Annotated in this window: 13 protein-coding genes and 1 pseudogene; 9 read left to right on the forward strand and 5 right to left on the reverse strand. The window is 74.7% G+C overall.

The annotated features are described in order from the left end of the window. Positions 1-184: 184 nt before the first annotated feature. Entirely contained in the window at positions 185-2,704 is a 2,520-nt protein-coding gene (locus tag ACFQ6N_RS21300; RefSeq protein WP_380651068.1) for a Tex family protein, read from the reverse strand. 146 nt (positions 2,705-2,850) lie between these two features. Between ACFQ6N_RS21300 and ACFQ6N_RS21305 the strand changes: the two genes are divergently transcribed. Continuing rightward, positions 2,851-3,249 carry a PPOX class F420-dependent oxidoreductase gene (locus ACFQ6N_RS21305; protein WP_380651072.1) on the forward strand — a complete coding sequence of 133 codons (399 nt, stop codon included), beginning with the start codon at positions 2,851-2,853 and terminating at the stop codon, positions 3,247-3,249. Positions 3,250-3,367: 118 nt separating this feature from the next. Beyond that, on the forward strand, positions 3,368-4,267 hold the full coding sequence (locus ACFQ6N_RS21310) for an aminoglycoside phosphotransferase family protein (RefSeq protein ID WP_380651075.1): 900 nt from the start codon (positions 3,368-3,370) through the stop codon (positions 4,265-4,267). A gap of 22 nt (positions 4,268-4,289) precedes the next feature. Here ACFQ6N_RS21310 and ACFQ6N_RS21315 read toward each other — a convergent pair whose 3' ends face one another. Beyond that, a complete protein-coding gene (locus tag ACFQ6N_RS21315) occupies positions 4,290-5,201 on the reverse strand; it encodes a LysR family transcriptional regulator (protein WP_380651078.1) in 912 nt (303 codons plus the stop codon). A 72-nt stretch (positions 5,202-5,273) separates the two neighbouring features. On the opposite strand from ACFQ6N_RS21315, the gene ACFQ6N_RS21320 reads away from it, so the two are divergent. The 6 genes from ACFQ6N_RS21320 to ACFQ6N_RS21345 all read left to right on the forward strand — a co-directional run bounded on the left by ACFQ6N_RS21320 (position 5,274) and on the right by ACFQ6N_RS21345 (position 8,897). Beyond that, positions 5,274-5,696 (forward strand): RidA family protein, encoded by a 423-nt coding sequence (locus ACFQ6N_RS21320; protein ID WP_380651081.1) that lies wholly within the window; start codon positions 5,274-5,276, stop codon positions 5,694-5,696. A 72-nt stretch (positions 5,697-5,768) separates the two neighbouring features. After that, positions 5,769-6,278 (forward strand): DUF6232 family protein, encoded by a 510-nt coding sequence (locus tag ACFQ6N_RS21325; RefSeq protein WP_380651084.1) that lies wholly within the window; start codon positions 5,769-5,771, stop codon positions 6,276-6,278. Beyond that, positions 6,278-6,607 carry a hypothetical protein gene (locus tag ACFQ6N_RS21330; protein ID WP_380651087.1) on the forward strand — a complete coding sequence of 110 codons (330 nt, stop codon included), beginning with the start codon at positions 6,278-6,280 and terminating at the stop codon, positions 6,605-6,607. Before ACFQ6N_RS21325 ends, ACFQ6N_RS21330 begins: the two co-directional genes overlap by 1 nt. A gap of 152 nt (positions 6,608-6,759) precedes the next feature. Then, positions 6,760-7,452 carry a TetR/AcrR family transcriptional regulator gene (locus ACFQ6N_RS21335; RefSeq protein ID WP_380651090.1) on the forward strand — a complete coding sequence of 231 codons (693 nt, stop codon included), beginning with the start codon at positions 6,760-6,762 and terminating at the stop codon, positions 7,450-7,452. 10 nt (positions 7,453-7,462) lie between these two features. After that, positions 7,463-8,200 carry a tyrosine-protein phosphatase gene (locus ACFQ6N_RS21340; RefSeq protein ID WP_380651093.1) on the forward strand — a complete coding sequence of 246 codons (738 nt, stop codon included), beginning with the start codon at positions 7,463-7,465 and terminating at the stop codon, positions 8,198-8,200. A 136-nt stretch (positions 8,201-8,336) separates the two neighbouring features. Continuing rightward, positions 8,337-8,897 (forward strand): DinB family protein, encoded by a 561-nt coding sequence (locus ACFQ6N_RS21345; RefSeq protein WP_380651096.1) that lies wholly within the window; start codon positions 8,337-8,339, stop codon positions 8,895-8,897. A 28-nt stretch (positions 8,898-8,925) separates the two neighbouring features. On the opposite strand, the gene ACFQ6N_RS21350 is transcribed toward ACFQ6N_RS21345, so the two are convergent. Further along, positions 8,926-9,873 carry a pentapeptide repeat-containing protein gene (locus ACFQ6N_RS21350; RefSeq protein ID WP_380651099.1) on the reverse strand — a complete coding sequence of 316 codons (948 nt, stop codon included), beginning with the start codon at positions 9,871-9,873 and terminating at the stop codon, positions 8,926-8,928. Positions 9,874-10,004: 131 nt separating this feature from the next. Between ACFQ6N_RS21350 and ACFQ6N_RS21355 the strand changes: the two genes are divergently transcribed. Further along, a complete protein-coding gene (locus ACFQ6N_RS21355) occupies positions 10,005-10,781 on the forward strand; it encodes a GNAT family N-acetyltransferase (protein ID WP_380651102.1) in 777 nt (258 codons plus the stop codon). Here ACFQ6N_RS21355 and ACFQ6N_RS21360 read toward each other — a convergent pair. Further along, positions 10,772-11,557: an SGNH/GDSL hydrolase family protein gene (locus ACFQ6N_RS21360; protein ID WP_380651105.1), complete on the reverse strand. Its 786-nt coding sequence runs from the start codon at positions 11,555-11,557 to the stop codon at positions 10,772-10,774. The genes ACFQ6N_RS21355 and ACFQ6N_RS21360 overlap by 10 nt on opposite strands. Before the next feature lie 302 nt (positions 11,558-11,859). Next, positions 11,860-12,213, reverse strand: a pseudogene (locus tag ACFQ6N_RS21365) (winged helix-turn-helix transcriptional regulator); the annotation flags it as partial. Positions 12,214-12,265: the final 52 nt, after the last annotated feature.

Consider the following 12,265-nt stretch of genomic DNA (forward strand, 5'->3'; position numbering starts at 1 on the left):
ACCTGGAGCCGCTCGGCCAGTTCGTGCTCGGTGGGGATCTGCGATCCCACCGGCCACGCCCCGCCGGGCCGCGGCGCGCGCCGCGGGTGGGGTGGGGTGTGCACGCGGGGGCGCCGCCCCGCCCCCCGGGGGGGGCGGGGGCCGGGGGGCCCCCCCGCCCCCGCCGTCGTACTCCCGTCCCCGGTCAGCGCCGCCCGGAGCGGCGGCCGCCGGAGCCGCCGCCGTCGCCACCGGTCAGGCCGGCCCGGCGCAGCGCGTCCGCCATGGCACTGTTGGCCGGCGCCGCGCCGCCACCGGAGCCGCCCTGGCCGCCTTGGCCGCTCTGACCACCGCGTCCGCCCTGGCCGCCCTGGCCGCCGCCGCGACGCTCCTGGCGCGGCGGGCGGGCCTGCCGGTCGCCGCCCCGCTCTCCACCGCGCTCGCCACCGCGCTCGCCGCCCCGGTCACCCCGGTCGCCGCGCGCTCGCCCCCCGACCTCGTCGTCCAGCCGCAGGGTGAGCCCGATCCGCTTGCGCGGCACGTCCACCGTGAGCACCCGGACCTTCACGATGTCGCCCGGCTTGACCACCTCGCGCGGGTCCTTGACGAAGGTCCTGGACAGCGCCGAGACGTGCACCAGGCCGTCCTGGTGCACGCCCACGTCCACGAAGGCGCCGAAGGCGGCGACATTGGTGACCACGCCCTCCAGCACCATGCCGACCTCCAGGTCGCCGATCTTGTCGACGCCCTCCTTGAAGACCGCGGTACGGAAGGCCGGGCGCGGGTCGCGGCCGGGCTTGTCCAGCTCGCCGAGGATGTCGGTGACGGTCGGCACACCGAACTTGTCGTCGGCGAAGTCGCCGGGCCGCAACGCCCGCAGCGCCGCGCCGTTGCCGATAAGCCCGCGCAGCTCCCCGCCGGTCGCGGCGAGGATGCGGCGCACCACCGGGTAGGCCTCGGGGTGCACGCTGGAGGCGTCCAGCGGGTCGTCCCCGTCGGGGATGCGCAGGAAGCCCGCGCACTGCTCGAAGGCCTTGGGGCCGAGCCGGGCGACGTCCTTGAGCTGCCGGCGGGTGCGGAACGGGCCGTTGGCGTCGCGGTGGGCGACGATGTTGTCGGCGAGCGTGCCGGTGACGCCGGAGACCCGGGTGAGCAGCGGCGCCGAGGCCGTGTTGACGTCCACCCCGACGGCGTTGACGCAGTCCTCGACCACGGCGTCCAGCGAGCGGGAGAGCTTCACCTCGCTCAGGTCGTGCTGGTACTGGCCGACCCCGATCGACTTCGGGTCGATCTTGACCAGCTCGGCCAGCGGGTCCTGGAGGCGGCGGGCGATCGAGACCGCGCCGCGGATCGACACGTCCAGCTCTGGCAACTCCTGCGAGGCGAACGCCGAGGCCGAGTAGACCGAGGCCCCGGCCTCGCTGACCATCGCCTTGGTGAGCTTCAGCTCGGGGTGGCGCTTGATCAGGTCCTCGGCGAGCTTGTCGGTCTCCCGCGAGGCGGTGCCGTTGCCGATCGCCACCAGGTCGACGTCGTACTTCTTCGCCAGCGCGGCCAGGGTGTTCAGCGCCGCGTCCCACTTGTTGGCGGGCTGGTGCGGGTAGATCGTGTCGTACGCGACGACCTTGCCGGTGGCGTCCACCACGGCGACCTTCACACCGGTGCGGAAGCCCGGGTCCAGACCCATCGTGGCGCGGGTGCCGGCCGGGGCCGCGAGCAGCAGGTCGCGCAGGTTGGCGGCGAACACGCGCACCGCCTCCTCCTCCGCCTCCGCGCGCAGCCGGCCCCGCAGGTCGATGCCCAGCCGGACCAGGATCCGGGTGCGCCAGGCCCAGCGGACGGTGTCGCCGAGCCACTTGTCGGCCGGGCGGCCGCGGTCGGCGATGCCGAAGCGGGCGGCGATCCGCTGCTCGTAGTCGCTGCCGCCGGGCAGGTCGCCCTCGGAGTCGCCGTCGAAGGGCGACAGTTCGAGGTCGAGCACCTCCTCCTTCTCACCGCGCAGCATCGCCAGGATGCGGTGCGAGGGGAGCTTGGTGTACGGCTCGGAGAAGTCGAAGTAGTCGGCGAACTTGGCGCCGTCCTGCTCCTTGCCCGCACGGACGGTGGCGACCACGCGGCCCCGGGTCCACATCCGCTCGCGCAGCGTGCCGACCAGGTCGGCGTCCTCGCCGAAGCGCTCCACCAGGATCGCCCGGGCGCCCTCCAGGGCCGCCGCGCCGTCCGCCACCGACTCGTTGAGATAGCCGCCGGCGAGCGCGGCCGGGTCCTGCGACGGGTCCGCGAGCAGGGAGTCGGCCAGCGGCTCCAGCCCGGCCTCGCGGGCGATCTGCGCCTTCGTCCGCCGCTTCGGCTTGAACGGCAGGTAGATGTCCTCCAGCCGGGCCTTGGAGTCGGCGGCCAGCACCCGGGCGCGCAGCGCGTCGTCCAGCTTGCCCTGGGAGTCGATCGACTCCAGGACGGCCGCCCGGCGCTCCTCCAGTTCGCGCAGGTAGCGCAGCCGCTCCTCCAGGCCGCGCAGCTGGGCGTCGTCGAGGGAGCCGGTGACCTCCTTGCGGTAGCGGGCGACGAAGGGCACGGTCGCACCGCCGTCGAGCAGGTCGACGGCAGCCTTCACCTGCCCCTCGCGGACGCCCAGTTCCTCGGCGATCTTGCGTTCGATCGCCTGCTGGGCCTGCCGGGCCGCCTGTTCGACTGTCGTGGTCACGAAGCCGGTCACCTTCTCCATCAGTGCTTTCGCCGTACGCCCTGCATTCTGGCAGGTACCGACGACGACGCCCGGCCGCACCCGGGGCCGCCGGGCGTGGCGCGGGCCGGGGACGGCCCCAACGAGGCTTGAGCGATGCCCAGTTGCCGCTTCCTAGGCTGGCGGGCATGGACACTCTGGATGCTGCCGCCGAACTGGAGCGGCTCGCTGCCGCCAAGTACCTGCTGTTCACCACCTACCGGAAGAACGGCACCCCGGTCGCCACCCCGGTCTGGGTCGCGCGGGACGGCGACGCGCTGGTCTTCACCACCGTGACGAAGACCGGCAAGGTCAAGCGCCTGCGCAACCGCACGGACGTACTGGTCGGGCCGAGCGACATCCGCGGCAACCTGCTCGGCACCCAGGTGCCGGCCACCGCCGCCCTCGACCCGGACCGGGCGCCCGCCTACCGCAAGCTGCTGCGGCGCAAGTACGGGCTGCTGTGCGCGATCGCGCTGACCGCGAACGTGCTGCGGTTCGGCAAGGGCGGCACGATCGGCGTCCGGGTCAGGGTCACCCCGGCGTGAGCGGACGGCCCGGCGCGGGCGCCCGGGCACAGGCCGCCGGGCGCGTGAAGGGCCCGCCGGTCCGTCCAGTTGGCGAATACTGCTGAACGGAAACGATCGGCGCTGTACGCTGCCGGGCATGTGCGCAGCCACCCGGATGCACCCCGACGAGCCGGTGGCCGACGCGGCCCTGGTGAGGCGGCTGATCGCCGCCCAGTTCCCGCAGTGGGAACGCCTCGCGATCACGCCGGCCGGCCCGGTCGGAACGGACAACGCGATGTTCCGCCTCGGGCCCGAACTCGCCGTCCGGCTGCCCCGGGTGGAGTGGGCGGCCGGGGACGTCCGCCGGGAGCACCAGTGGCTGCCCACGCTGGCACCGCGGCTCCCGCTGCCGATACCCGCCCCGCTCGCGATCGGCCGGCCCGCCGCCGGCTACCCGTGGGACTGGTCGGTGCTGCGCTGGATCGACGGCGTCAACCCGGCCGTCGGCGCCCTCGCCGCGCCCGCCGGACTGGCCCGCGACCTGGCCGCCTTCGTCAACGCCCTGCGCGCGGTCAATCCGACGAACGCCCCGGCCGGCCATCGCAGCGTCCCGCTCGCCTCCCGGGACGGCGCGACCCGCGCCGCCATCGCCCAGCTCGCCGGATCGATCGACGCCGCCGCCGCGACCGCCCTGTGGGACAAGGCACTTCGGCTGCCCGAGTACGCCGGACCGCCGGTCTGGATGCACGGCGACCTCACCCCGGGCAACCTCCTGCTCGCCCGGACCGGCCGGCTCGCCGCCGTCATCGACTTCGCCCTGATGGGCGTCGGCGACCCCACCGCCGACCTGATCGCCGCCTGGAACCTGCTGCCCGCAGCCGCCCGCCCCGTCTTCCGCGCCGCCCTGCGCACCGACGACGCGATGTGGGCCCGCGGCCGGGCCTGGGCCTTCTCCATCGCCCTGGTGACGATCCCGTACTACCGGCACACCGACCCGGGCCTGACGGCCAACGCCCGCCACGTCGTCCGCGAGGTGCTCGCCGACCGCAGCGTCTAGCGCCCCTCGGACACCAGCGCCCCTAGGACGCCCCGCTCGCCACGACCTCGTCGACGGCCGCGAGGAAGCGGCCCACCAGCGGGTCGGGGTCGTCGGCGCGCCAGGCGACGGCGACCCTGGTCCGGGCGGTGGCGGGCTCGATCCGGCGGAAGGCGACGCCGCGCAGCCGGATCCGGCGGATGCCCGCCGGGGCCAGCGAGACGCCCAGCCCGGCCCCGACCAGCGCGCACACCGTCTGCCACTCCACCGCGTGCTGGGCGATCCGGGGCAGGAAGCCGGCTTCGGCGCACAGGCCGGTGATCCGGTCGTACAGCTGCGGCCCCTCCGCCCTGGGCAGCAGGACGAACGGCTCGCCCGCCAGCCGGTCGAGCGGGACGGTCCGTCGGCCGGCCAGCGGGTGGGCCGCCGGGAGCACGGCCACGAACGGCTCGCTGAGGACCGTGCGGAAGCGCAGGTCGGGCTCGTCCGCCGGGGGCTCGCGCAGCAGGCCGACGTCGATGGCCCGCTCGTGCAGGGCGGCGGTCTGCGGCGCGCTGGTCATCTCGCGCAGGTCCAGGCGCACGGCGGGGCAGTCCCGCCGGAAGGCGTCCAGCAGGCCCGGCAGGACGGTCAGGGCGAGGGAGGCGGAGAAGCCGATCCGCAGCCGGCCGGCCTCGCCGCGGCCGACGGCGCGGGCGGCGGCCAGTCCGTCCGCCAGGCCGGCCAGCGCCCGCCGTGCGGCGGGCAGCAGTTCGCGGCCGGCCGGGGTCAGGCGGACGCCGCCGGGGTCGCGGCGGAACAGCGGGTGGCCGACCCTGTCCTCCAGCCGCCGGATCTGCTGGCTCAGCGGCGGCTGGGCGATGCCGAGCCGGGCGGCGGCGTGGCCGAAGTGCAGTTCCTCGGCGAGCACGACGAAGGCGTGCAGCTGCGGCAGGGGGAGTTCGGGGCGCTCCATACCTCCAGGGATATCAGACCATCCCCTCCGGAGTCTTGGACGTATCCCCGCAGGCCACCTAGCGTTTCCGGCATGACAGAGCGACGCGCGATCCTCAGCGGTTCGACCTTCGAGGAGCGGATCGGCTACGCCCGCGCCGTGGTGGACGGCGACTGGGTGCACGTGTCCGGGACGACGGGCTTCGACTACGCCGCGATGACCATCTCCGAGGACGTGGTGGAGCAGGCCGAGCAGTGCCTGCGCACCATCGGGGCCGTGCTGGCCGAGGCGGGCTGCGGCTTCGCCGACGTCGTGCGGGTGCGCTACCTGCTGCCCGAGCGGGCCGACTTCGAGCCCTGCTGGCCGGTCCTGCGCCGCTGCTTCGGCGGGGTCCGGCCGGCCGCCACGATGCAGGTGTGCGGCCTCGCCGACCCCCGGATGCGGATCGAGATCGAGGTCACCGCCCGTCGGCATCGAGGTCACCGCCCGGCGGCCCGGATCTTGACCGGACCTTGATCAACCGTCACCGTCCGCCTGTCGGAGGCTGTTGCTATGGTTCTCCCGCCACTACGGGCAGGGGGAACGGTCTTGGCACGGAACGTGATCGACGTCAGCGTGAGCCGGCGGGTGCTGTGGGTCGGCGGCGACGCCTACCCGCTCCAGCACATAGCCCGGGCGCGGCAGCTGGTCTGGTGGCCGCCCAAGCGCACCCGGACGGTCATCCGGTTCGTCCGGCAGGTGATCGGACTGACGTTCGCCAGCGTCGCCCTGAGCGCGATCCTCAAGAACTCGCCCGATTCGACGGCGGCGTCGGTCGTGCCCAACGTCCTGCTGCTCGCGGGCCTCGCCTACTTCGTGTACCGGCTGGTCACCCGGCTGCGGCAGCGGGCGCTGTACAAGCTGGTCATCGAGACCTCCAACGCGGCGACGACCGCCGTGACGAGCCACGACCCGCAGCAGATCGGCCGACTGATCCAGATGATCATGGAGGCGATCGACAACCCCCAGGCCGAGTTCGCCCTCCAGGTCGAGAACGTCCACATCGGTGACCGGATCAACCAGTACGGGGACCACAACATCGGGAAGCAGGTCGGTTGATGAGCGGCAACATCCACTTCGGCGACTCCGTCACCCAGCACGGCGACCACAACATCGGCATCGTCAAGCACCAGGCCCCGGCCGACCCCCAGGCCGCGATGCGCGAACTCGTCACCGCCGTCGCCGCCCTGCGCGGGCAGGTGCCGGCCGAGGACCGCGAGGTGCTGGACGAGTCGCTGGAGGCCATCGGCGACGGCACCGGCACCCCGCCGTCGCCGTCCGTCCTGCGGCGGGCGCTGCGGAACATCTCCGGCGTCGCCTCGCTGGTCACGGCGGGCGCCCCGGTGGTGGAGTCGGTCCGCCGGATCATGGACTCGATCAACTCCTGAGGGCCCCGGCGCACCGCCCGGGCGACTCGGACGACACGGCCCGCCCGGGCGACCCGGTCAGAAACCTTCCCCGGTCAAGCGCGCTGCTAGCCTGAACCGCATGGGCAGGCGACGCGGGCAGAACGGCACAGGGGCATGACCGGGGCAGGGGCATGACCGGGCTGCGCGAACTCAAGAAGGAGCGGACCCGGCGGGCCATCTCCGAGGCGGCCATCGCGCTCTTCCTGGAACACGGCTTCGACCGGGTGTCGGTGGCGGACGTCGCGGCGGCCGCCGAGGTCTCCAAGCCGACCCTGTTCTCCTACTTCCCCAGCAAGGAGGACCTGGTCGTCCACCGCTTCGCCGACCACCAGGACCAGGCTGCGGAGGTCGTCCGCACCCGGCTCCCCGGCGAGCCGGTGCTCGACGCCCTGCTCCGGGACTTCCTGGCCGGCCTCACCCGGCGCGACCCCGTCACCGGCCTCAACGACCACCCCGCGGTGCTCGCCTTCACCGCCCTCGTCCAGGGCACACCCAGCCTCGGTGCCCGGGTCGGCGAGTACGTGGCCCGCGCCGAACGCTCGCTGGCCGACGCCCTGCACGAGGTCCCCGACCTCCCCGGGCCCCGCACCCTGACCGCCCCGCTGCTCGCCGCCCAGGCCACCGCCACCCAGCGCGTCCTCGCCCTGCACAACTGGCGCCGCATCCAGGACGGCCGGACCGCCGACGACCTGCACGCCGAGGCGGCCGGCGACGCCACCCGCGCCTTCGACCTGCTCGCCCACGGCTACGGCCCGACCCCCGGCTCGGGCCCGACCCCTGCCACCGGCCCCACCCCCGCCACCGGCTCCGGCGCCACCGGTTAGGGTGCCGCGCATGACGACGCGTCACCACACCTTCGAAGCCCTGCACAACTTCCGCGACCTGGGCGGCCTCCCGGCCGCCGGGGGCCGGTCCGTACGGTGGGGCCTGCTCTACCGCTCCGACTCCCTCGGCAAGCTCACCTCGCCCGCCGACCTGGAGCGGCTGCGCTCCCTCGGCGTCCGGACCGTGATCGACCTGCGCTACCCCTGGGAGATCGCCGCCAAGGGCCGGGTGCCCGAGCTCGACGGTGTCGAGTACCACAACCTGTCGATCGAGCACCGCCCTTACGACCAGGCCGAGATCGACCCGGACCTCGACCCGTGGCGCTACCTCGCGGACCGCTTCGCCGAGGTCGCCGAGGACGGCGTGAAGGAGATCCGCCAGGTCCTCGCCGTGATCGCCGACGCCGAGGCCCCGGTGGTCTTCCACTGCGCCTCCGGCAAGGACCGCACCGGGCTGATCGCCGCCCTGCTGCTCACCCTGCTCGGCGTCGGCGAGGACGACATCGCCGCCGACTTCGCCCTCACCGAGCTCGCCACCCCGCACCTGGTCGCCGACTGGCACGCCGCCCACCCCGGCCGCACCCTGCGCTGGCCCGGCTACGGCCGCGCCCCGGAGGCCGTCATCCGCCTCACCCTCGCCGACCTCACCGCCCGGCACGGCTCCGTCGGGGCCTACCTCACCGGCACCCTCGGGATCGACCGCGCCCAGGCCGACCGCCTGCGCGCCCGGCTGCTGACCGAGCACTGACCGGCCACTGACCGGCCATCGGCCGGCCGCTGACCGAACCGCTCGCCGCACGGGAAGTCGGGCCCGCCGACCTCCCGCGCGGGGACGGCGGTAACTCGCTGGCGGAAACCGGTGGTTGCACACCAGCATGCACGGCATGGAACAGCAACCCGTGCGATGGACCGAAGCGACCGTCTACCCCGACATGTGGGCCGACCCTGACGACGACCCCCGCAACAGCGAAGGCCCGAGCCCCGACGGCGAACTGGGCGCCCTGGAGGACTGTCTGACGAACTACCGGCTGACCCTGCGGATGAAGTGCGCGGGCCTGGACGCCGAACAGCTGGCCCGGCGCTCCGTACCGCCGTCGACGATGTCGCTGCTCGGCCTGGTCCGGCACCTGGCCTCGGTGGAGCGGGACTGGCGGAACTGGCTCAGCAAGGACGAACCGCTGCCGAGGCTGTACGGCGAGCGGGACGCGGACTTCGACGGGGCGCTGCCCGAACAGGCCGTGGTGGAGGCCTCGTTCCGGGACCTGGAGCGCGAGCAGGCGACCACCGACGCCGCCCTGGCCGCGTTCCCCGACCTGGGCGAACGGGTCGGCCGGGGCGGGGTCGCGATCCGCGAGCTGCTGGTGCACCGCATCGACGAGTACGCCCGGCACTGCGGCCACGCCGACCTGCTGCGCGAGTGCGTCGACGGCCGGGTCGGGCAGTGAACCCCGGAGCGGATCCGGTAGAGCGGATCTAGCGGCGACGGCCCCGGGGCGGGCGGCCGTCGGACGTGCCGGCCCCGGACCGGGGCTTCGCCGCCCGGGCCGTCTGAGCCGACCGGCCCGAGCGGTCCGGCGCCGCCGTGGCGGGCCAGTGGGCGGGGCGGACGAGGGCGGCCGGCAGGCGGGTGGCGGCGTCGCCGCGGGCCGCGTCGAGCTGGGGCTGGGTGAGGTAGAGCGCCGTGCTGAGGTCCGCGCCGGCCAGGTCGGTGTCGCGCAGGTCGGCGCCGATCAGGTCGGCGAGGCGCAGGTCGGCGCCGGAGAGGTCGGCGGCGACCAGCAGGGCCCCGCGCAGGTTGGCGCCCCGCAGGTCGGCGCCGCGCAGTCGGGCGCCGAAGAAGTCGGCGCCGCGGTGCTCCCGGCGGCGCGGGACGGCGGCGCGGACGAGTTCGCCGGCCCGCAGCAGGAGGTCGCTGACCCGCTGCCGGTGGGCCGGGACGTCGACGGCAAGGATCTCCTCGGGGGTGCCGCCGGCCAGCCGGTCGGTCTCCGCCAGGGCCTGCCGCAGCTCGTCGTGGAGGGCGGCGGCGGGGGCGAAGGTGAGTGCCTCGGTGAGGTGGCGGAGCAGTTCGTGCAGCTGCCGGACGACCGGGAAGACCTGGAACATCGGCCCGGCGGTGTCGGGCTCCTCGCGCCAACTGCGACCGCCGAAGGTCACCTGGGAGACCCGCTGCCCGGCGCCGTAGCAGTCGTAGACGGTGCAGCCCCGGAAGCCCTGGTCGCGGAGCCGGGTGTGGATGCCGCAGGTGAAGTCGGTCCGCAGGTTGCGGCAGGGGCTGCCGGCGGCCTTGTTCACCGCGAAGTCGTTGCCGGCCACGAACGGCAGGGCGGCGCAGCAGAGCCCGAAGCAGCTGCCGCAGTCGGACTGGAGCGGGGTCGGCTCGGCCGCCGAGGGGTCCTGCGGCGACTCGGTCTCGCGCACGTTCCGGGGTCCTTCCAGCTGCTGGGCGCCGGAGCGGCGCCGTGGACCCGGGAAATCCTACTGGGCAGAGCCCCCTCAGGGCGGGTAAGGTACGAAAGCAGCCAGAGACTATTACATGACAGGGGGGCTCCGTGCAGCGCACCGAGCAGTACGCCGGACCGGACGTCGAGCAGCACACCGACCGGCGGCCGGACGTCCGGGAGCTGGTCCGGCTCTGGATCTCGGGCTGGTCCGTCTCGCGCGGCTCCGCCGATCCGGTGGACCGGCCCTGGGGCTGGAGCATCGACGTCGGCGCGCCCGTCCACGAGGTGGGCCGGCACGTCCTGCCGGAGCCGACCGAGGCCGAGGTCCGCGCCCTCGCCGCGACCGTCACCGCGCCGACCACCTGGCTGAAGCTGTTCGCCGAGGACGGGACCGTACGCCCCTGGCTGGGCCCGGAGTGGCGGCTGGACCTGCCGGGCTTCCTGATGAGCACCCCGCTGACCGCCGAGCGGCCCGAGCCCCCGGCCGGCTACACCGTGACCACCTGGGAACGCGGCGGGGTCCTCCGGGTGCTGGTGCGCACCAGGGCCGGGCACCAGGCCGCGCGCGGCCAGGCGGGCCTGGCCGGCTCCGTGGCCGTCCCGGACCAGATCACCACCGCGCCGGAGTTCCGCCGCCGGGGCCTGGGCGTCCTGGTGATGCGAACGCTGCAGTCCGCCGCGTACGAGCGGGGCGCGCGCACCGGCGTGCTGGTCGGCACCCCGGAGGGGCAGTCGCTCTACACCGCGCTCGGCTGGACCACGCACGCCCCGATGGCGAGCCTGGTCCTGGAGCCCCAGCCTCAGCCTCAGCAAGATCAGGAGCAGGAGCAGGAGCAGGAGCCGCAGCCGCAGCCACAGCCACAGCCCGCCGACGGTCAGGAGTAGGGCAGCAGCTCCGCCCGCTTCGGCGGGCGGCCGTCGCCGGAGGAGCGGCCGGTCAGCCGGCGGCCGATCCACGGGCCGAGGTGGGTGCCCAGCCAGCGGGCGTCGGCGCGCAGGCGCTCGGCGCGGCCGGGCGGGGCGACGGGGGGCAGCGGGGCCCGCCAGTCGAAGGCGGCGGGGCGGCCGAGCGCCTCCAGGACGCCCTCGGCGACCCGCCGGTGGCCCTCCGGCGACAGGTGCAGCCGGTCCTCGGCCCACAGCCGACGGTCGTCGAAGCAGGGCGCCGAGAAGAGGTCGACGACCGCGATGCCCTCCCTGGCGCCGAGCTCCTGCACGAACGCCTTCATCCGCAGGATGGTGGGCAGCAGCCGCGCGCCGCCCGCCATCCGGCGGGTCGGGTCCGTGCTGGTGAACAGGACGACGGTGGCGCCGGAGGCGCGCAGGTCGGTGGCGCAGCGGCCGAGCAGCCGCTCGACCCGGTCGATGTCGCAGCCGGGGCGCAGCACGTCGTTGAGGCCGCCGGCCAGGGTGACGAGTTCGGCGCCCATGGCGGCGGCCGGGGCGAGCTGCTCGTCGTGGATCTGGCCGATGAGCTTGCCGCGGACGGCGAGGTTGGCGTAGCGGAACTCCCCGTCGGGGTGCTCGCCGGCCAGCGCCGAGGCGACCCGGTCGGCCCAGCCCCGGTAGTGGCCGTCGGGCAGCAGGTCGTCGCACATGCCCTCGGTGAAGGAGTCGCCGACGGCGACATAGCTGGCGTAGCTGCGGCTGGTGGCGGGCACGGGAGGCGACCTCCGCTTTCCTGGGACGGCTTTCGCGATCAGACGATCGTACGCGCGGGGCCGCGGCCGTCCGCGGCGAGGGCCCTGACCTCGGCGCTCATCGGGCGCCGACCGTTCGTTTATCGGCCCGCGCCATCCTGGGGCCACGGGGCGGCGGCCGGCGACGGGGGCCTTGCCGCCGCCCCCGCCCGTGCCACCGCCGGGGCCGTCAACCCGCGACCGCCGCCACCGCCGGGAGAGCGCTAACCCGCGACCGCCGCCGCCTCGTCCTCCGCCGCCTCGTCCTCCGCCTTCCGGGGCGTGAACCAGTGCTCGCGCACCGCGTCGGTCGGCCGCTGCTCGCCGAGCGCGGCCAGGCCCCACTCCCCCAGTGCCTCGATGACCGGCGCCAGTTCGCGTCCGCGCCCGGTCAGCTCGTAGACCGTCGCGTTGGCCGGCCGTTCCAGCCGTCGCCGGACGACCAGTCCGTCGCCCTCCAGCTGCTTGAGCCGGCCGGCCAGGATGTCGGTGGAGACGCCGGGCAGGTCGGCGTGCAGGTCGGTGTAGCGGCGCTGGCCCCCCAGGAGTTCACGGACGATCAGGAGGCTCCAGCGCTCCCCCACCGCGTCCAGGGCGCGGGCGACGGCGCAGTACTGGTCGTAGCTTCGGCGTGACATGGGGATCAGCATAGCCAAAAGGTTGGACTTTCCAAGTGCCTACTTGGTAGAA

This window comes from Kitasatospora sp. NPDC056446 (assembly GCF_042796115.1).
In the GTDB taxonomy this organism is placed as follows: domain Bacteria; phylum Actinomycetota; class Actinomycetes; order Streptomycetales; family Streptomycetaceae; genus Kitasatospora.

Coding starts and splice junctions, on each gene's coding strand:
- ACFQ6N_RS21300 (WP_380651068.1), bottom strand. CDS start 2,704: ATGGAGAAGGTGACCGGCTTCGTGACCACGACAGTCGAACAGGCGGCC.
- ACFQ6N_RS21305 (WP_380651072.1), top strand. CDS start 2,851: ATGGACACTCTGGATGCTGCCGCCGAACTGGAGCGGCTCGCTGCCGCC.
- ACFQ6N_RS21310 (WP_380651075.1), top strand. CDS start 3,368: ATGTGCGCAGCCACCCGGATGCACCCCGACGAGCCGGTGGCCGACGCG.
- ACFQ6N_RS21315 (WP_380651078.1), bottom strand. CDS start 5,201: ATGGAGCGCCCCGAACTCCCCCTGCCGCAGCTGCACGCCTTCGTCGTG.
- ACFQ6N_RS21320 (WP_380651081.1), top strand. CDS start 5,274: ATGACAGAGCGACGCGCGATCCTCAGCGGTTCGACCTTCGAGGAGCGG.
- ACFQ6N_RS21330 (WP_380651087.1), top strand. CDS start 6,278: ATGAGCGGCAACATCCACTTCGGCGACTCCGTCACCCAGCACGGCGAC.
- ACFQ6N_RS21335 (WP_380651090.1), top strand. CDS start 6,760: ATGACCGGGCTGCGCGAACTCAAGAAGGAGCGGACCCGGCGGGCCATC.
- ACFQ6N_RS21340 (WP_380651093.1), top strand. CDS start 7,463: ATGACGACGCGTCACCACACCTTCGAAGCCCTGCACAACTTCCGCGAC.
- ACFQ6N_RS21345 (WP_380651096.1), top strand. CDS start 8,337: ATGGAACAGCAACCCGTGCGATGGACCGAAGCGACCGTCTACCCCGAC.